Origin of the sequence: Pseudomonas sp. 22189 (assembly GCF_052045635.1) — a bacterium.
GTDB lineage: Bacteria > Pseudomonadota > Gammaproteobacteria > Pseudomonadales > Pseudomonadaceae > Aquipseudomonas > Aquipseudomonas parakoreensis.
In genome coordinates this window covers 265,968-283,947 of the sequence record NZ_JBQEPG010000003.1, presented here as the reverse complement: position 1 = coordinate 283,947, position 17,980 = coordinate 265,968, and the positions used below count along the sequence as shown (strand labels likewise).

General features: G+C 57.9%; 16 protein-coding genes. 12 read left to right on the top strand and 4 right to left on the bottom strand.

Translation table 11 applies throughout. From position 1 onward, the window contains the following. Positions 1 to 158 precede the first annotated feature (158 nt). Positions 159 to 878, top strand: coding sequence for a response regulator transcription factor (locus ACTJKS_RS04590; protein WP_108181231.1), 720 nt, complete (start codon positions 159 to 161; stop codon positions 876 to 878). Positions 879 to 975: 97 nt separating this feature from the next. On the opposite strand, the gene gyrB is transcribed toward ACTJKS_RS04590, so the two are convergent. The 4 genes from gyrB to dnaA are packed head-to-tail and all read right to left on the bottom strand — an operon-like array spanning position 976 to position 7,183. Further along, positions 976 to 3,393, bottom strand: coding sequence for a DNA topoisomerase (ATP-hydrolyzing) subunit B (gyrB, locus tag ACTJKS_RS04585; protein ID WP_007960764.1), 2,418 nt, complete (start codon positions 3,391 to 3,393; stop codon positions 976 to 978). 5 nt (positions 3,394 to 3,398) lie between these two features. After that, entirely contained in the window at positions 3,399 to 4,502 is a 1,104-nt protein-coding gene (recF, locus tag ACTJKS_RS04580) for a DNA replication/repair protein RecF (RefSeq protein WP_003220208.1), read from the bottom strand. Positions 4,503 to 4,516: 14 nt separating this feature from the next. After that, positions 4,517 to 5,620, bottom strand: coding sequence for a DNA polymerase III subunit beta (dnaN, locus tag ACTJKS_RS04575; RefSeq protein WP_003220202.1), 1,104 nt, complete (start codon positions 5,618 to 5,620; stop codon positions 4,517 to 4,519). Positions 5,621 to 5,659: 39 nt separating this feature from the next. Further along, on the bottom strand, positions 5,660 to 7,183 hold the full coding sequence (gene dnaA / locus ACTJKS_RS04570; protein ID WP_041073598.1) for a chromosomal replication initiator protein DnaA: 1,524 nt from the start codon (positions 7,181 to 7,183) through the stop codon (positions 5,660 to 5,662). Positions 7,184 to 7,749: 566 nt separating this feature from the next. Here dnaA and rpmH point away from each other — a divergent pair. The 11 genes from rpmH to atpB all read left to right on the top strand — a co-directional run bounded on the left by rpmH (position 7,750) and on the right by atpB (position 17,908). Next, positions 7,750 to 7,884, top strand: a complete 135-nt coding sequence (gene rpmH / locus ACTJKS_RS04565; RefSeq protein ID WP_003213577.1) for a 50S ribosomal protein L34 — start codon at positions 7,750 to 7,752, stop codon at positions 7,882 to 7,884. 16 nt (positions 7,885 to 7,900) lie between these two features. Next, the gene (rnpA, locus tag ACTJKS_RS04560) at positions 7,901 to 8,302 is read left to right on the top strand and encodes a ribonuclease P protein component (RefSeq protein ID WP_218191430.1); all 402 of its coding nucleotides are present in this window, start codon (positions 7,901 to 7,903) and stop codon (positions 8,300 to 8,302) included. Then, complete coding sequence (gene yidD / locus ACTJKS_RS04555) at positions 8,295 to 8,540, top strand: membrane protein insertion efficiency factor YidD (RefSeq protein ID WP_080921994.1); 246 nt, start codon at positions 8,295 to 8,297, stop codon at positions 8,538 to 8,540. Before rnpA ends, yidD begins: the two co-directional genes overlap by 8 nt. A 2-nt stretch (positions 8,541 to 8,542) precedes the next feature. Then, positions 8,543 to 10,225 (top strand): membrane protein insertase YidC, encoded by a 1,683-nt coding sequence (yidC, locus tag ACTJKS_RS04550; RefSeq protein ID WP_108184349.1) that lies wholly within the window; start codon positions 8,543 to 8,545, stop codon positions 10,223 to 10,225. Positions 10,226 to 10,306: 81 nt separating this feature from the next. Then, positions 10,307 to 11,677, top strand: coding sequence for a tRNA uridine-5-carboxymethylaminomethyl(34) synthesis GTPase MnmE (gene mnmE, locus ACTJKS_RS04545; RefSeq protein ID WP_108184348.1), 1,371 nt, complete (start codon positions 10,307 to 10,309; stop codon positions 11,675 to 11,677). Between the two features lie 551 nt (positions 11,678 to 12,228). Further along, entirely contained in the window at positions 12,229 to 14,127 is a 1,899-nt protein-coding gene (gene mnmG / locus ACTJKS_RS04540; protein ID WP_108184347.1) for a tRNA uridine-5-carboxymethylaminomethyl(34) synthesis enzyme MnmG, read from the top strand. Beyond that, positions 14,124 to 14,768, top strand: coding sequence for a 16S rRNA (guanine(527)-N(7))-methyltransferase RsmG (rsmG, locus tag ACTJKS_RS04535; RefSeq protein ID WP_108184346.1), 645 nt, complete (start codon positions 14,124 to 14,126; stop codon positions 14,766 to 14,768). The genes mnmG and rsmG overlap by 4 nt, the downstream gene beginning before the upstream one ends. An 18-nt stretch (positions 14,769 to 14,786) precedes the next feature. Beyond that, a complete protein-coding gene (locus ACTJKS_RS04530; RefSeq protein ID WP_440828799.1) occupies positions 14,787 to 15,584 on the top strand; it encodes a ParA family protein in 798 nt (265 codons plus the stop codon). A gap of 9 nt (positions 15,585 to 15,593) precedes the next feature. Further along, positions 15,594 to 16,466 (top strand): ParB/RepB/Spo0J family partition protein, encoded by an 873-nt coding sequence (locus ACTJKS_RS04525; protein ID WP_003229785.1) that lies wholly within the window; start codon positions 15,594 to 15,596, stop codon positions 16,464 to 16,466. Positions 16,467 to 16,614: 148 nt separating this feature from the next. Beyond that, positions 16,615 to 17,022 (top strand): F0F1 ATP synthase subunit I, encoded by a 408-nt coding sequence (locus ACTJKS_RS04520; protein WP_003229783.1) that lies wholly within the window; start codon positions 16,615 to 16,617, stop codon positions 17,020 to 17,022. A gap of 16 nt (positions 17,023 to 17,038) precedes the next feature. Further along, a complete protein-coding gene (gene atpB / locus ACTJKS_RS04515; protein ID WP_047297389.1) occupies positions 17,039 to 17,908 on the top strand; it encodes a F0F1 ATP synthase subunit A in 870 nt (289 codons plus the stop codon). Positions 17,909 to 17,980: the final 72 nt, after the last annotated feature.

The window sequence follows — 17,980 nt, the reverse complement described above, 5'->3', positions numbered from 1 at the left end:
GCAGGGGACAGTGAATGGTTTCATGGGCCACAGGTCTGAGGATGTAGATCCGAAGAATCATAGCGGACGTCGACCGATGGTGAACGGCTTACTTTTATTGCTCAGGCCGAGCCGTTAACGTGGCCGGCCACTGCCCAAGCAACAAGGAACCCACGCGTATGCGCGTTGCGATACTGGATGATGAACCCGCCGAACTGCGTCGGGTCGAGCAAACCCTGCAGCAGATGGCTGCAGTGGGAGAGCAGCCTTGGTCGCTGCACAGCTTTGAACGGGGTGAGGACCTGTTGCGCCAGTTGCGTCGGGACACCTTCGACTTGCTGATCCTCGACTGGCAACTGCCCGACATCACTGGCCTGGCGCTGCTGCGCTGGACCCGCGAACACATGGAGTCGCCGCCCGCCGCGATCATGCTGACCAGCCGCGACGGCGAAAGCGATATCGTCCAGGCGCTGAACGCCGGTGCCGACGATTACGTCAGCAAGCCTTTCCGCCCCAACGAGCTGAAAGCCCGAGTCGCCGCCGTCCTGCGCCGGCACAGCCAGCCACGCAGCAGTGCTGGCGAAGTCCTGACCTTCTATGACCTGACCTTCGACGATGCCGAACTGAGTGTCACCCGCGAGGGAAAGTCAGTCGTCATGACCGAACGTGAGTACCGCCTGGCGCGGTGCCTGTTCAGTAACCTGGGTCGGCCGTTATCGCGGGAGTATCTGTACGAACGCTTCTGGCCGCATGAAGAAGTCGCGTCATCACGGCCGCTGGATACGCACATCTATCGCCTGCGCAACAAGCTGGGGCTGACGGCAGATCGAGGTTGGCAGTTGCTGACGATTTATGGGTATGGGTATCGGTTGGAGAGTGTGACGGTTGCATCCGAGTAAAAATCAAAAGATCGGACCGCGTTCGGACGATCTTTTGATCGGCCAATAAAAAGGCCAACGCATGAGCGTTGGCCTTTTTGTTTGACGCCAACCGGGATCAGAAATCCAGGTTGGATACCGCCAACGCATTGCTTTCGATGAAGTCACGGCGAGGTTCGACCGCATCACCCATCAGGGTGTTGAAGATCTGGTCTGCGCCAATGGCGTCTTCGATGGTGACTTTCAGCATGCGGCGCACGCTTGGGTCCATGGTGGTTTCCCACAGCTGATCCGGGTTCATTTCGCCCAGACCTTTGTAGCGCTGGATGGTGTGGCGCTTGGTGCTTTCGGCCATCAGCCAGTCGAGGGCTTCCTTGAACTCGGTGACCGCTTTCTTGCGCTCGCCGCGCTGGATGTACGCGCCTTCGTCGAGCAGGGTGCTCAGTTGAGCGCCGAGGGTGACGACGGTCTTGTAGTCGTTGCTGCCGAAAAAGTCGCGGTTGAAGGTGACGTAGTTCGACAGACCGTGGGAGATCAGCTCGACCTCCGGCAGCCACACGCCACGTTCACGGTCTTCACGCAGGCTGGCCTTGTAGACCAGGCCCGACTTCTCGACGGTGCGTAGACGCACTTCGTACTGGGCCAGCCAGTCTTGCATCTTGGCGTGGTCGCCGAGCATTTCCAGGCTCACGGCCGGCAGGTAGATGAAGTGCTCGGTCAGCTCCTGCGGGTACAGGCGCGACAGACGCTTGAGGGTTTTCATCACCATGCGGAAGTCGTTCACCAGACGCTCGAGCGCTTCACCGGAAATGCCCGGGGCCTCTTCGTTCAGGTGCAGGCTTGCATCTTCCAGGGCCGACTGCGTCATGTACTCTTCCATGGCGTCGTCGTCTTTGATGTATTGCTCTTGCTTGCCTTTCTTGACCTTGTACAGCGGCGGCTGGGCGATGTAGATGTAACCGCGCTCGATCAGCTCCGGCAACTGACGGAAGAAGAAAGTCAGCAGCAGGGTACGGATGTGCGAACCGTCGACGTCAGCATCGGTCATGATGATGATGTTGTGATAGCGCAGCTTGTCGATGTTGTACTCTTCGCGACCGATGCCGCAGCCCAGTGCGGTGATCAGGGTGCCCACTTCCTGGGACGAGATCATCTTGTCGAAGCGTGCTTTCTCGACGTTGAGGATCTTGCCCTTCAGCGGCAGGATCGCCTGGGTCTTGCGGTTACGTCCCTGCTTGGCAGAGCCGCCCGCGGAGTCACCTTCCACGAGGTACAGTTCGGACAGCGCCGGGTCTTTTTCCTGGCAGTCAGCGAGCTTGCCCGGCAGGCCGGCGATGTCCAGCGCGCCTTTGCGGCGGGTCATCTCACGGGCCTTGCGCGCCGCTTCACGGGCACGCGCCGCGTCGATCATCTTGCCGACGACCAGCTTGGCTTCGTTAGGGTTTTCCAGCAGGAAGTCGGAGAAGTACTTGCCCATCTCCTGCTCGACCGCGGTCTTCACTTCGGAAGACACCAGCTTGTCTTTGGTTTGCGAGCTGAACTTCGGATCCGGCACTTTCACCGAGATGATCGCGGTCAGGCCTTCACGGGCATCGTCACCGGTGGTGGCGACTTTGTGCTTCTTCGCCAGACCTTCCTGCTCGATGTAGTTGTTCAGGTTACGCGTCAGTGCGGAACGGAAACCCACCAGGTGAGTACCGCCATCGCGCTGTGGAATATTGTTGGTGAAGCACAACAGGTTCTCGTTGAAGCTGTCGTTCCACTGCAGAGCGATTTCCACGCCAATGCCGTCTTCACGCTGGATGTTGAAGTGGAACACCTGATTGACCGCAGTCTTGTTGGTGTTCAGGTATTCAACGAACGCACGCAGGCCGCCTTCGTACTTGAACAGCTCTTCCTTGCCGCTGCGCTCATCCTTGAGGACGATGCCGACACCGGAGTTGAGGAAGGACAGTTCACGAATGCGCTTGGCCAGGATGTCCCAGCTGAAGTGAATGTTCTTGAAGGTTTCGCTGGACGCCTTGAAGTGGATCTGGGTGCCGGTGGTTTCGCTGTCGCCAACGATCGCCATCGGTGCCTGAGGCACGCCGTGAACGTAGGTCTGTTCCCAGATCTTGCCGCTGCGGCGTACGGTCAGTACCAGCTCTTCGGAAAGGGCGTTCACGACCGACACACCTACACCGTGCAGACCGCCGGAGACCTTGTAGGAGTTATCGTCGAACTTACCGCCAGCGTGGAGGACGGTCATGATGACCTCGGCGGCGGAAACGCCTTCCTCTTTGTGCACGTCTACCGGGATGCCACGGCCGTTGTCTTTGACGGTGATGGACTCATCCGGGTGGATGATGATGCTGATGTCGTCGCAGTGGCCGGCGAGGGCTTCGTCGATCGAGTTGTCGACCACCTCGAACACCATGTGGTGCAGACCGCTGCCATCGTCGGTGTCACCAATGTACATACCGGGACGTTTGCGTACGGCATCCAGGCCTTTCAGCACTTTAATGCTCGTTGAGTCGTACGTATTTTCTTCGCTCAATGCCTTCACTCCCGATGGTCGTGGGTCTGGGTGATACGGCCCTGTTCCACGTGGAACAGAGCGACTGGCGTTTCCGTCTGCCAGCCTTCCCTCAATAATTCGTGATCTACACAGGTGATGAAAACCTGGCAGCGTAAGTCTTCCAGCAAGCGGCACAGCGCGCGACGGTGGCTCTCGTCCAGCTCGGACGGCAAGTCATCCACCAGATAAATACACTGGCCGCGTCGGGCCTGGCTCACCAGATGCCCCTGGGCAATTCGCAAGGCACAAACCACCAGCTTCTGCTGACCCCGGGACAAGATGTCCGCGGCATTGTGTGCGCCCAATCTAAGACGCAAATCAGCCCGTTGCGGTCCGGCCTGGGTATGACCCATTTGCTGGTCCCGTTGCACGGAGCCAGCCAGTACGGCACTCAATTCCCGGTCCTTGTCCCAGCCTCGGTAATAGCTGAGCGTCAAACCTTCAAGCTCAACCAGTTCGCTCAAGGTTTGTTCAAAGACTGGTTTCAAGGCTTTGATGTAAGCGCGGCGGTATTCATCGATTTCAGCGCTGGCCTGGCACAGTTCCCTGTCCCAAACCGCTTGCGAAACGGCGTCAAGTGTACCATGCCGCAGCCAGGAGTTTCTCTGGCGCAAGGCCTTCTGCAAACGCTGCCAGGTCGCCATGAAACGCGGCTCGACATGAAACACACCCCAATCCAGAAACTGCCGGCGAATCTTCGGCGCACCTTCGAGCAGCCGGAAGCTATCGGGGTTGATCAACTGCAGTGGCAGGATCTCGGCCAATTGCGCAGCGCTGCGGGCGTTCTGCCCGTCGATGCGAATCTGAAACTCACCCTGACGGTCGCGAGATATGCCCAACGCACTGTGGCCACCCTCGGCCAACTCGACCTGACCGAACACCGTGCAGGCGAGTTGCTCGTACTGGATGACCGGCAACAGCCGCGTGCTACGAAACGAACGGGCAAGCCCCAGCAGATGAATGGCTTCCAGAACACTGGTTTTGCCGCTGCCGTTGGCGCCGTAAAGAATGTTGATGCGGGGGGAGGGGGAGAAGGTCACCGGGTGCAGATTGCGCACCGCGGTGACCGAAACACGACTTAACGACATCCAGGATCAGCTGATTACAGACGCATCGGCATGACAACATAAGCCGAGTCGTCATTGTCGGACTCTTGCACCAGCGCACTGCTGTTGGAGTCGGACAGGATCAGGCGAACCTGTTCGGTGGTCATCACGCCCAGCACGTCGAGCAGGTAGCTCACGTTGAAGCCGATTTCCAGCGAACCGCCGTTGTATTCAACGCCCACTTCTTCTTCCGCTTCTTCCTGCTCCGGGTTGTTGGCCTGGATCTTCAACTGACCGTTAGCCAGTTGCAGACGAATACCACGGTATTTCTCGTTGGACAGAATTGCGGTACGGCTGAAGGCTTCACGCAGTGCCTGACGATCGCCCAATACCAGCTTGTCGCCGCCCTTCGGCAGAACGCGCTCGTAATCCGGGAACTTGCCGTCGACCAGCTTCGAAGTGAAGGTGAATTCGCCGGTGGTGGCGCGGATGTGGTGCTGACCCAGAACGATGCTGACGTTGCCGTCCGGCTCGGTGAGCAGACGCGCCAGTTCGAGGATACCTTTGCGCGGCACGATCACCTGGTGGCGATCCGGCTGACCGATATCGGCCTGCATCGAGCACATCGCCAGACGGTGACCGTCGGTGGCCACAGCACGGATCACACCAGCCGAGACTTCCAGCAGCATGCCGTTGAGGTAGTAGCGCACGTCCTGCTGGGCCATGGCGAAGCTGGTGCGTTCGATCAAACGACGCAGTTTGCTCTGCTCCAGGCTGCAGGTCAGCGAACCCGGGCCTTCTTCAACCGTCGGGAAATCGTTGGCCGGCAGGGTCGACAGGGTGAAACGGCTACGGCCGGCCTTTACGACCAGTTTCTGCTCGTCGACCTTGATGTCGATCAGCGCGTCATTGGGCAGGCTCTTGCAGATGTCCATCAGCTTGCGCGCAGGCACGGTGATGGAACCGGTTTCGGCCGGCTCTTCGAGTTGCACGCGACCGACCAGCTCGACTTCCAGGTCGGTACCGGTCAGCGACAGTTGCTGGCCGTCGACGACCAACAGCACGTTGGACAGTACCGGCAAGGTCTGTCGGCGCTCGACGACGCCTGCGACCAGTTGCAGGGGTTTCAACAGGGCTTCGCGTTGAATGGTGAAATGCATGGTCTAGTCCCTTGCCTTAATAAGCTGCGCTGGTGTTCATCAAGTGGTCAGTGTACGCAGCAGGTTCTTGTAGTCCTCGCGGATGTCCGCGTCGGATTCCTTAAGTTCGTTGATCTTGCGGCAGGCGTGCAACACCGTCGTGTGGTCGCGACCACCAAACACATCGCCGATTTCCGGCAGGCTGTGGTTGGTCAGTTCCTTGGACAATGCCATGGCCACCTGACGCGGACGTGCCACCGAGCGCGAACGGCGCTTGGACAGCAGGTCGGAAATCTTGATCTTGTAGTACTCGGCGACGGTGCGCTGAATGTTATCCACAGAGACCAATTTGTCCTGCAGTGCCAACAAGTCCTTCAGGGATTCGCGAATCAACTCGATGGTGATGTCACGGCCCATGAAGTGCGAGTGAGCGATCACGCGTTTCAGCGCACCTTCCAGCTCGCGGACGTTGGAACGAATTCGCTGGGCAATGAAGAACGCCGCGTCGTGAGGCAACTCGACTTTGGCCTGATCAGCCTTCTTCATCAAGATCGCCACGCGGGTTTCCAGCTCCGGCGGCTCAACGGCAACCGTCAGGCCCCAGCCGAAGCGGGACTTGAGGCGCTCTTCAAGGCCTTCGATTTCTTTCGGGTAGCGGTCACTGGTGAGAATGACTTGCTGGCCACCTTCAAGCAGGGCGTTGAAGGTGTGGAAAAACTCTTCCTGGGAACGCTCTTTACGGGCGAAGAACTGAATATCGTCGATCAGCAGAGCGTCCACCGAACGGTAGAAGCGCTTGAATTCGTTGATCGCGTTCAGTTGCAGCGCCTTGACCATGTCGGCCACGAAACGCTCGGAATGCAGGTACACGACCTTGGCATTCGGGTTCTTCTTTAATAGATGGTTACCCACCGCGTGCATCAAGTGGGTTTTACCCAGGCCGACGCCGCCATACAGGAACAGCGGGTTGTAACCGTGCTTGGGATTGTCCGCCACCTGCCAGGCTGCCGCGCGGGCGAGCTGGTTGGACTTGCCCTCGACGAAATTCTCGAAGGTGAAGGTGCGGTTCAGGTAACTGGTGTGCTTGAGCGCGCCTTCCACCTGCACCGTGCGCTGTTCGGCGCGAACCGGGGCCTGTTGCGAGGCCGCACCGGCCATCGGGTCAAAGCTGTCGCGGGACGGCTCTTCACTGACTTCCTCGGTTTTCTGCGTCGAGCGCTTGGCCGGGGCTGCACTTGGAGCCGGGGCTGGCGCGCTGGCCGGCGCGGTATTGGCCTGCGCCTGGGACACCTGCGCAGCGGCCAACGGCGCATTAGGCGCGGCACGCGGTGCCGAGCTGCGTTTGCTGCCTATTAATAAGGAAAGCGCTGGCGCCATTCCGTTGCCGTGCTCATCCAGCAGTTCAAGGACGCGACCGAGGTACTTTTCGTTGACCCAGTCCAGCACAAAACGGTTCGGTGCGTAGACGCGCAACTCGTCGCCTTCGGCTTCGACCTGTAGTGGACGGATCCAGGTGTTGAATTGTTGGGCAGGCAGCTCTTCGCGCAAAAGCTCCACGCACTGCTGCCAAAGTTCCACTGACACGGATATCCCCTAAGTTGAAAGCCGGTGAGGCAAAAACAAGCGGCCATTGTAGCGGCGAGCCGTCCAGTTATCCACATGCAGGTTGTGTGGTGACCATGATTAATCAATGCGTTAACCGGTAAAAAGGCGACCAACGGTGTGTGCATAAGCTCTGTGGATAACCGCCTCTGAGGGCACTGGACAACTGGGGGTGGAACTCGGTGGATAACCAGCCTGTGGATAACAGGCCATTCCACACACAGGTTATCCGACAGCGCAGCACAGGCTGAACACGGTTTTCCACTGTAGTTGTCATTCTCTGTACATCAAGCTTTATAAGGGCTGAGCATGGTTATCCACAGAAGAGGGGCACCCTAGCTTTTACAAGCTTTACAGAAAAGCTTTAAATAATTCCCTTCTTTATTTTTATGTCTGGCAAACAGGATTTCGCTTCCGCAAGCTCCAGAGATCTATTTATAAGGAAACGCTGGTTGGAAATTGACCTGAGGGCTTGCTTTCTCTAGAATCCCCGGTCTCTTAAAACGGGGGCCATTCCGGCCCGTTGTGGACGAACCAGGTAACACGACATGAAACGTACTTTCCAACCAAGCACTATCAAACGCGCTCGTACCCACGGTTTCCGTGCTCGCATGGCTACCAAGAACGGTCGCGCTGTCCTGTCGCGTCGTCGCGCCAAAGGTCGTGCGCGTCTGGCAGTTTGATAATCCGGTACTGGAGGTGAGTCAGGACTTCAGTCGGGAAAAGCGTCTGCTTACCCCCCGGCATTTCAAGGCAGTCTTTGACTCCCCTACCGGCAAGGTTCCGGGGAAAAATCTCCTGCTCCTTGCGCGCAACAACGATCTTGATCACCCCCGTCTCGGGCTGGTTATCGGGAAAAAGAGCGTAAAGCTCTCCGTTGAGCGCAATCGCCTCAAACGTCTGATGCGCGAATCGTTCCGTCTGCACCAGGATTCTCTGGTCGGCTGGGACATCGTTATCGTCGCGCGCAAAGGTTTGGGCGACGTAGAAAACCCCGAATTGATTCAGCATTTCGGCAAACTCTGGAAGCGCCTGGCCCGTAACAAGCCAGTTTCAGCAGTCAAAACCGAAACTGTAGGGGTAGACAGTCCAGATGCGTAAACTGGCCCTCGTTCCGATCCAGTTTTATCGCTACGCCATTAGTCCTTTGATGGCCAATCACTGTCGTTTCTACCCCAGTTGTTCTTGCTACGCGTATGAAGCCATCGAAAATCATGGCCTTCTGCGCGGTGGCTGGCTGACCTTTCGTCGTTTAGGTCGCTGTCATCCGTGGAATCCCGGTGGTTATGACCCGGTTCCACCTATCCCTACCTCCCGTTCTTCTTCGATGGCCGAGTAATCATGGATATCAAACGCACGATCCTGATCGTCGCCCTGGCAATCGTGTCCTACGTCATGGTTCTTAAATGGAACCAGGATTATGGCCAGGCTGCCCTGCCGACTCAGAATGTTGCTACCAGTACGACTGCATCCGGTTTGCCGGACACCGTTCCTGGCAATAACGCTTCCGCCAGTGACGATATTCCGCGTGCCGCCAGCGATACCAGCGCACCTGTGGAAACGCCAGTCGCTGCCAGCAAGGATCTGATCCAGGTCAAAACCGACGTGCTCGATCTGGCGATCGATCCACAGGGCGGTGACGTTGCTCAACTGACTTTGCCACTGTATCCACGTCGTCAGGACCGTCCTGATGTGCCGTTTCAACTGTTCGACAACGGCGGCGAGCGTACTTATCTGGCACAAAGCGGCCTGATCGGCACCAACGGTCCGGACGCAAGCCCGGCCGGTCGTCCGGTTTACGCCTCGGAGAAGAAAAGTTATCAACTGGCTGACGGTCAGGATCAACTGGTTGTCGACCTGAAGTTCAGCAAGGACGGCGTCAATTACATCAAGCGTTTCACTCTGAAACGCGGCCTGTATGACGTGACCGTGACCTACCTTGTGGATAACCAGAGCGCTCAGCCTTGGTCGGGTTCGATGTTCGCCCAGCTGAAGCGCGATGCCAGTGCCGACCCTTCGTCGACCACTGCCACCGGCACTGCGACTTACCTGGGCGCTGCCCTGTGGACAAGTTCCGAGCCGTACAAGAAAGTGTCCATGAAAGACATGGACAAAGGTCAGCTGAAGGAAACCGTCACCGGTGGCTGGGTAGCTTGGCTGCAGCACTACTTCGTGACTGCGTGGGTTGCGCCGAAAGGCGAAAACAACATCGTTCAGACGCGTAAAGACAGCAAAGGCAACTACATCATCGGTTACACCGGTCCTTCGCTGACCGCTGCACCGGGTGCGAAAGTTGAAACCAGCGCCATTCTGTACGCCGGTCCGAAAAGCCAGGCCGTGCTGAAACAGTTGTCCCCAGGTCTGGAACTGACGGTCGACTACGGCATTCTGTGGTTCATCGCTCAACCGATCTTCTGGCTGCTGCAACACATTCACGCGATTGTGGGTAACTGGGGCTGGTCTATTATCTTCCTGACCATGCTGATCAAAGGGATCTTCTTCCCATTGTCGGCCGCCAGCTACAAATCCATGGCGCGCATGCGTGCCGTTGCGCCGAAACTGGCTGCATTGAAAGAGCAACATGGCGATGACCGGCAGAAAATGTCGCAAGCCATGATGGAGCTGTACAAGAAAGAGAAGATCAATCCGCTGGGCGGCTGCTTGCCGATCCTCGTGCAGATGCCGGTTTTCCTTTCGCTGTACTGGGTTCTGCTGGAAAGCGTGGAAATGCGCCAAGCGCCATTCATGCTGTGGATCACTGACCTGTCGATCAAGGATCCGTTCTTCATCCTGCCGATCATCATGGGCGCGACCATGTTCATTCAGCAGCGTCTGAACCCGACTCCACCGGATCCGATGCAGGCGAAGGTCATGAAAATGATGCCAATCATCTTCACCTTCTTCTTCCTGTGGTTCCCGGCTGGTCTGGTGCTGTACTGGGTTGTGAACAACTGCCTGTCGATTGCCCAACAGTGGTACATCACGCGTAAGATCGAAGCGGCGACGAAAAAAGCCGAGGCGTAACTTACTCTGTGGATAACACCACTCAAAACGCCCCCTAGTGGGGCGTTTTGCTATCTGCCACTTTTGTCTGGATTCCGGTTTATGAGCGCACCTCGTGAAACCATCGCCGCTGTCGCCACCGCTCAAGGTCGCGGCGGTGTCGGCATCGTCCGTATTTCCGGGCCGTTGGCCAGCGTCGCAGCCAAAGCCATCAGCGGCCGTGAACTGAAACCGCGTTACGCGCATTACGGTCCGTTTTTCAGTGATGATCAGCAAGTGCTGGACGAAGGACTGGCCCTGTATTTCCCGGGGCCGAACTCGTTCACCGGTGAAGACGTGCTGGAACTGCAGGGCCACGGCGGCCCGATTGTTCTGGATATGTTGCTCAAGCGTTGCCTGGAACTGGGTTGCCGTCTGGCCCGCCCCGGTGAATTCAGCGAGCGCGCGTTCCTCAACGACAAACTCGACCTGGCTCAGGCCGAGGCGATTGCCGATCTGATCGAAGCCAGTTCTGCACAGGCTGCACGCAATGCCTTGCGCTCGCTGCAGGGAGCGTTTTCCCAGCGTGTGCATAACCTCACTGAACAACTGATCGGCCTGCGCATCTACGTGGAAGCTGCCATCGACTTTCCGGAAGAGGAAATCGACTTTCTTGCCGATGGCCATGTGTTGAGCATGCTCGACAAGGTACGTGAAGAGTTATCCACTGTGCTGCGAGAAGCCGGACAGGGTGCCTTGTTGCGCGACGGTATGACCGTGGTGATTGCCGGTCGTCCGAATGCCGGCAAGTCCAGCCTGTTGAATGCCCTGGCTGGCCGCGAAGCCGCGATCGTGACTGAGATCGCCGGTACCACGCGGGACATTCTGCGCGAACATATCCACATTGATGGCATGCCGTTGCACGTGGTGGACACCGCCGGTCTGCGCGATACCGATGATCAAGTGGAAAAGATTGGTGTTGAACGAGCGCTGAAGGCGATCACTGAAGCCGACCGGGTGTTGCTGGTGGTCGATGCCACTGCGCCGGAAGCGGCGGATCCGTTTGCCCTGTGGCCGGAATTCCTCGAAACCCGGCCAGATCCGGCCAAAGTCACCTTGATCCGCAACAAGGCTGACCTGACGGGTGAGACGATTGCCCTGGAAGTCAGTGACGATGGCCACGTGACCATCAGCCTCAGCGCCAAATCCGCCGGCGAAGGTCTGGAATTGCTGCGCGACCACCTCAAGGCCTGCATGGGCTATGAGCAAACCTCGGAAAGCAGCTTCAGTGCCCGTCGCCGCCATCTGGAGGCCCTCCGCCACGCCAGTGCAGCGCTGGAACATGGTCGTGCACAGCTGACGCTGGCAGGTGCCGGTGAACTGCTGGCCGAAGATTTGCGTCAGGCACAGCACTCACTGGGCGAAATCACCGGGGCATTCAGCTCCGATGACCTGCTCGGCCGGATCTTTTCCAGCTTCTGTATCGGTAAATAAGCCCTCTGCTGTAAGCAGACAGGCCCATTCGCGGCCTGTCTGCACCCTCATTTCCAATTCCTTTCTCCAGTGCCGGGCAGATTCCCTCTCCCTCAGCGGATTTCCCTCGGCCGTCGTACAGTCACTCAGCGGATTTCTGTGGATTAAGCCCTGTGAATAACTGCCGCTGAGGGCAGTTGATAACAGGGCTCCAAAACTGAATATAACTGCCTCTGTGGATAACCACCTCATTCATCCACAGGCTTAAAGCGGTTATCCAAGGGCCTCATTGGCACCTGGTCACAGGGTTTTGAAACGCTGTACATATTGAAATATATAGCCTGTAGCGATCTATCCACAGAAAGGATGGTCAGTAAGAATAAACATAAAAACAAAGGTTTTATAAATTTCTCTCTTTTTTATTCTTTTGATCTCGAGTTCTCCACAGCTGGTTAAATTTTGTGCAAAGGGTTCTTTAGGAAGGGCGAAGTCCCTATACTTGTCGACCAGGTTCAGAAACCTGATCTCAAACTATTCCTGAATGACCTACTTAAGCAGGCACGAGGTGCGTGGTGGATTTCCCTTCCCGTTTTGAAGTGATCGTCATCGGCGGCGGTCATGCCGGTACCGAGGCAGCACTGGCCTCAGCACGTATGGGGGCAAAAACCCTGTTGCTGACGCATAACGTGGAAACCCTCGGTGCCATGAGCTGCAACCCGGCCATCGGTGGCATTGGCAAAAGCCATCTGGTCAAGGAAATCGATGCCCTCGGCGGCGCGATGGCCGTGGCTACCGACCTCGGCGGTATCCAGTTTCGTGTGCTGAACAGCCGTAAAGGCCCGGCCGTGCGTGCAACCCGTGCCCAGGCGGATCGGATTCTGTACAAGGCCGCTGTCCGCGAAATCCTGGAAAACCAGCCGAACCTGTGGATATTTCAACAGGCTGCTGACGACTTGATCGTCGAGCAGGAACAGGTGCGTGGTGTGGTCACACAAATGGGTCTGCGCTTTTTCGCCGATTCCGTGGTGCTGACAACAGGAACGTTCCTCGGTGGACTTATCCACATCGGTTTGCAGAATTTCTCCGGCGGTCGTGCCGGTGATCCGCCATCGATTGCCCTAGCACATCGTCTGCGTGAACTGCCGCTGCGTGTCGGTCGCCTGAAAACCGGTACCCCACCGCGCATTGATGGCAAGTCTGTGGATTTCTCGGTGATGACCGAGCAACCAGGCGATACGCCGATCCCGGTGATGTCGTTCATGGGCAACAAGGAACAGCATCCACGCCAGGTCAGTTGCTGGATTACTCACACCAACGCCCGCACCCACGAAATCATTGCGGCGAACCTCGATCGTTCGCCGATGTATTCCGCTGCCGGTGAAATCGAAGGCATCGGCCCACGCTATTGCCCGTCGATCGAAGACAAGATCCACCGCTTTGCCGACAAGGAAAGCCATCAGGTGTTCATCGAGCCGGAAGGCCTGACCACCCATGAGCTGTATCCGAACGGGATATCCACAAGCTTGCCGTTCGACGTGCAATTGCAGATCGTGCAATCGATTCGCGGCATGGAAAACGCGCACATCGTGCGTCCCGGTTATGCGATCGAGTACGACTACTTCGATCCGCGCGACCTGAAGTACAGCCTGGAAACCAAAGTCATCGGCGGTCTGTTCTTCGCCGGGCAAATCAACGGCACCACCGGTTACGAAGAAGCCGGTGCGCAAGGTTTGCTCGCCGGGGCCAACGCTGCGCTGCGCGCCAAGGGCAAAGAAGCCTGGTGCCCGCGCCGCGATGAGGCGTACATCGGCGTACTGGTCGACGACCTGATCACCCTCGGTACCCAAGAGCCGTACCGCATGTTCACTTCCCGTGCCGAGTACCGCCTGATCCTGCGTGAAGACAACGCCGACCTGCGTCTGACCGAAAAAGGCCGCGAACTGGGTCTGGTCGATGACGCGCGTTGGGCGGCGTTCTGCAAGAAGCGCGAAAACATCGAACTGGAAGAGCAGCGCCTGAAAGGCACCTGGGTTCGCCCGGGCACGCAGCAGGGCGATGCGATTGCGGAAAAATTCGGCACACCGCTGACTCACGAATACAACTTGCTCAACCTCTTGAGCCGTCCGGAAATCGACTACGCTGGTCTGGTCGAAGTGACCGGGCAGGGCGCCGAAGATCCACAGGTCGCCGAACAGGTTGAAATCAAGACCAAATACGCCGGTTACATCGACCGTCAACAGGACGAAATCGCCCGTTTGCGCGCCAGTGAAGACACGAAACTGCCTGTGGATATCGATTACACCAACATTTCCGGTCTCTCCAAGGAGATCCAGAGCAAGCTCGGTGCGACGCGTCCGGAGACGCTCGGCCAGGCTTCGCGGATTCCGGGCGTGACCCCGGCAGCGATTTCGCTGTTGATGATTCATTTGAAAAAACGCGGCGCGGGCCGTCAGTTGGAGCAAAGCGCTTGAGTTCTAAGGTCACTTCGCAACACGCCGAAGAGTTATCCACAGGAGCCCGCGCGCTCGGTGTCGATCTCAGCGCAGCCCAGCACGAATTGCTGCTGGGTTACCTGGCCCTGTTGATCAAATGGAACCAGGCCTACAACCTGACTGCAGTGCGCGACCCGGACGAGATGGTCTCGCGGCATCTGCTCGACAGTCTGAGCGTGATGTCGTTTATCGAAAACGGTCGTTGGCTCGACGTCGGCAGCGGCGGCGGCATGCCGGGGATCCCGTTGGCGATCCTGTATCCGGACTCGCAAGTGACTTGTCTGGACAGCAACGGCAAGAAAACCCGCTTCCTGACTCAGGTCAAACTCGAACTCAAACTGGATAACCTGCAAGTTATCCACAGTCGTGTCGAAGCTTTCCAGCCTGCTCAGCCATTTAACGGGATCATCTCCCGAGCGTTCAGCAGCATGGAGAACTTCACCAACTGGACTCGCCATCTGGGCGATGCCGACACGCGCTGGCTGGCAATGAAGGGCGTTCATCCGGCCGATGAGCTGGTAGCATTGCCGGCAGACTTCAAACTCGATAGCGAACACGCCCTGGCCGTCCCCGGTTGCCAAGGCCAACGCCATCTGCTGATACTGCGCCGCACGGCATGATTGGGAACACAAGCAAGAATGGCTAAGGTATTCGCGATAGCGAACCAGAAGGGTGGTGTGGGCAAAACCACCACCTGTATCAACCTCGCAGCATCCCTGGTCGCGACCAAGCGCCGGGTGCTGTTGATCGATCTCGATCCACAGGGCAACGCCACCATGGGTAGCGGTGTGGATAAACACGGCTTGGAAAACTCGGTCTACGACCTGCTGATCGGCGAATGCGATCTGGCCCAGGCCATGCACTTCTCGGAATATGGCGGTTATCAACTGCTGCCGGCCAACCGGGATCTGACGGCGGCCGAAGTGGTGCTGCTGGAAATGCAGATGAAGGAAAGCCGTCTGCGCAGCGCGCTGGCGCCGATCCGTGAAAACTACGATTACATTTTGATCGACTGCCCGCCGTCGCTGTCGATGCTCACGTTGAACGCTCTGGTTGCCGCCGATGGGGTCATTATCCCCATGCAATGCGAATACTTTGCGCTCGAAGGCTTGAGCGACCTTGTGGATAACATCAAGCGCATCGCCGAACTGCTGAACCCCAACCTCAAGGTCGAAGGTTTGCTGCGCACCATGTACGACCCGCGGCTGAGTCTGATGAACGACGTCTCGGCCCAGCTCAAGGAACACTTTGGCGAACAGTTGTACGACACAGTGATCCCGCGCAACATCCGTCTGGCCGAAGCGCCGAGCTACGGTATGCCGGCACTGGCCTACGACAAGCAATCGCGCGGCGCGCTGGCCTATCTGGCTCTGGCGGGCGAAATGGTTCGCCGTCAGCGCAAAAATTCACGTATCGCCGCTGCCCAGCCAACTTAAGGAATCCCCATGGCCGTCAAGAAACGAGGTCTCGGACGTGGACTGGATGCACTGCTGAGTGGTCCGACCGTCAGCGCGCTGGAAGAACAGGCGGCGCAGGCCGATACCCGTGAACTGCAACACTTGCCGCTGGACCTGCTGCAGCGCGGCAAATACCAGCCACGCCGCGACATGGACCCGCAGGCACTGGAAGAGCTGGCGCAGTCAATCAAGTCGCAAGGCGTGATGCAGCCGATCGTGGTGCGCCCGATTGGCGGCGGCCGCTTCGAAATCATCGCCGGTGAACGCCGCTGGCGCGCCAGCCAGCAGGCCGGCCAGGAAACCATCCCGGCGATGGTCCGTGATGTGCCGGATGAAACCGCGATCGCCATTGCGCTGATCGAGAACATTCAGCGTGAAGACCTGAACCCGATCGAAGAAGCCGTCGCCTTGCAGCGTCTGCAACAGGAATTCCAGCTCACACAACAACAGGTGGCCGAGGCTGTGGGTAAGTCCCGCGTGACTGTGGCTAACCTGTTGCGACTTATTGCACTGCCGGAAGTCATCAAGACCATGCTGTCCCACGGTGACCTGGAAATGGGTCATGCCCGTGCTTTGCTCGGTCTGCCGGACAATCAGCAGGTGGAAGGGGCGCGACATGTTGTCGCACGCGGCCTGACTGTGCGCCAGACTGAGGCACTGGTTCGCCAGTGGTTGAGTGGCAAACCGGAGCCTGTGGAAGCGGCCAAACCCGACCCGGATATCGCCCGGCTCGAACAGCGTCTGGCCGAGCGCCTAGGCTCTGCGGTGCAGATCCGCCACGGGAAGAAGGGAAAAGGGCAGTTGGTGATCGGTTACAACTCCCTCGATGAGCTTCAAGGTGTGCTCGCACACATCCGCTGAAACATTTCCTCATGTAGCGCGCAGTCGGAAATCACTACCTGACAGTTGAATAGGGGCAGAACCGCCCCTATACTCTGCGCGCATTTTGTCGGCACAAATTATGCCAAGTTATTGAATTTCGGCAGCCGACCATTGGAGAGCAAACGTGATGGAAACCCGCAAGCCAAACCGCCTGCCGTTCCATCGCCTGGCGGTTTTTCCGGTGTTGATGGCTCAATTTGTCATTTTGCTCATTGCCGCTTTGGCGCTCTGGCAATGGCACGGAGTCGTTGCCGGATACTCGGGACTTTGCGGAGGCCTGATAGCCTTGCTGCCCAATGTTTATTTCGCTCACAAGGCATTTCGGTTTTCCGGCGCCCGAGCAGCCCAGTCCATCGTCCGGTCATTTTATGCCGGCGAGGCAGGCAAACTGATTTTGACAGCAGTGCTGTTTGCACTGGTGTTTGCAGGTGTGAAGCCATTGGCGCCGATCGCAGTATTCGGCGCCTTCGTGCTGACTCAGTCGGTCAGCTGGTTCGCTCCCCTGCTGATGAGAACAAGACTTTCGAGACCTTAGGGCGTTTGAGGCAACCATGGCAGAAACAACCGCTTCGGGCTATATCCAGCACCACTTGCAGAACCTGACCTTCGGTCAGCTACCTAACGGCGGCTGGGGCTTTGCCCATTCCGCAGCAGAAGCCAAGGAAATGGGCTTCTGGGCTTTCCACGTCGATACCCTCGGCTGGTCGGTCGCGCTGGGTCTGATCTTCGTTTTTCTTTTCCGCATGGCGGCAAAGAAAGCGACTTCGGGTCAGCCGGGTGCTTTGCAGAACTTCGTTGAAGTATTGGTCGAATTCGTCGATGGCAGCGTGAAAGACAGCTTCCATGGCCGTAGCCCGGTGATTGCACCGCTGGCACTGACCATCTTCGTCTGGGTGTTCCTGATGAACGCCGTCGACCTGGTACCGGTCGACTGGATTCCTCAGCTGGCCATCCTGATTTCCGGTGACCACCACATCCCGTTCCGCGCCGTGTCGACAACCGACCCGAACGCGACCCTGGGCATGGCGTTCTCGGTTTTCGCGCTGATCATTTTCTACAGCATCAAGGTCAAGGGCATCGGCGGTTTCATCGGCGAACTCACCCTGCACCCGTTCGGCAGCAAGAACATCTTCGTTCAGGCCCTGCTGATCCCGGTGAACTTCCTGCTGGAATTCGTGACCCTGATCGCCAAGCCGATCTCTCTGGCTCTGCGTCTGTTCGGCAACATGTATGCCGGCGAGCTGGTGTTCATTCTGATCGCTGTGATGTTCGGCAGCGGCCTGCTCTGGCTGAGCGGCCTGGGCGTTGTTCTGCAGTGGGCGTGGGCTGTGTTCCACATCCTGATCATCACCCTGCAGGCGTTCATCTTCATGATGCTGACCATCGTCTACCTGTCGATGGCGCACGAAGAAAACCATTAAGACGAGTCTCGACTAGTCTGATGTCCTTCCCGGTCAAACGGGAGGGGGCTCCTAACCGGGCCTCTGAAACGA

Coding starts and splice junctions, on each gene's coding strand:
- ACTJKS_RS04590 (WP_108181231.1), top strand. CDS start 159: ATGCGCGTTGCGATACTGGATGATGAACCCGCCGAACTGCGTCGGGTC.
- recF (WP_003220208.1), bottom strand. CDS start 4,502: ATGTCGTTAAGTCGTGTTTCGGTCACCGCGGTGCGCAATCTGCACCCG.
- dnaN (WP_003220202.1), bottom strand. CDS start 5,620: ATGCATTTCACCATTCAACGCGAAGCCCTGTTGAAACCCCTGCAACTG.
- rpmH (WP_003213577.1), top strand. CDS start 7,750: ATGAAACGTACTTTCCAACCAAGCACTATCAAACGCGCTCGTACCCAC.
- yidD (WP_080921994.1), top strand. CDS start 8,295: ATGCGTAAACTGGCCCTCGTTCCGATCCAGTTTTATCGCTACGCCATT.
- yidC (WP_108184349.1), top strand. CDS start 8,543: ATGGATATCAAACGCACGATCCTGATCGTCGCCCTGGCAATCGTGTCC.
- mnmE (WP_108184348.1), top strand. CDS start 10,307: ATGAGCGCACCTCGTGAAACCATCGCCGCTGTCGCCACCGCTCAAGGT.
- ACTJKS_RS04530 (WP_440828799.1), top strand. CDS start 14,787: ATGGCTAAGGTATTCGCGATAGCGAACCAGAAGGGTGGTGTGGGCAAA.
- ACTJKS_RS04525 (WP_003229785.1), top strand. CDS start 15,594: ATGGCCGTCAAGAAACGAGGTCTCGGACGTGGACTGGATGCACTGCTG.
- ACTJKS_RS04520 (WP_003229783.1), top strand. CDS start 16,615: ATGGAAACCCGCAAGCCAAACCGCCTGCCGTTCCATCGCCTGGCGGTT.
- atpB (WP_047297389.1), top strand. CDS start 17,039: ATGGCAGAAACAACCGCTTCGGGCTATATCCAGCACCACTTGCAGAAC.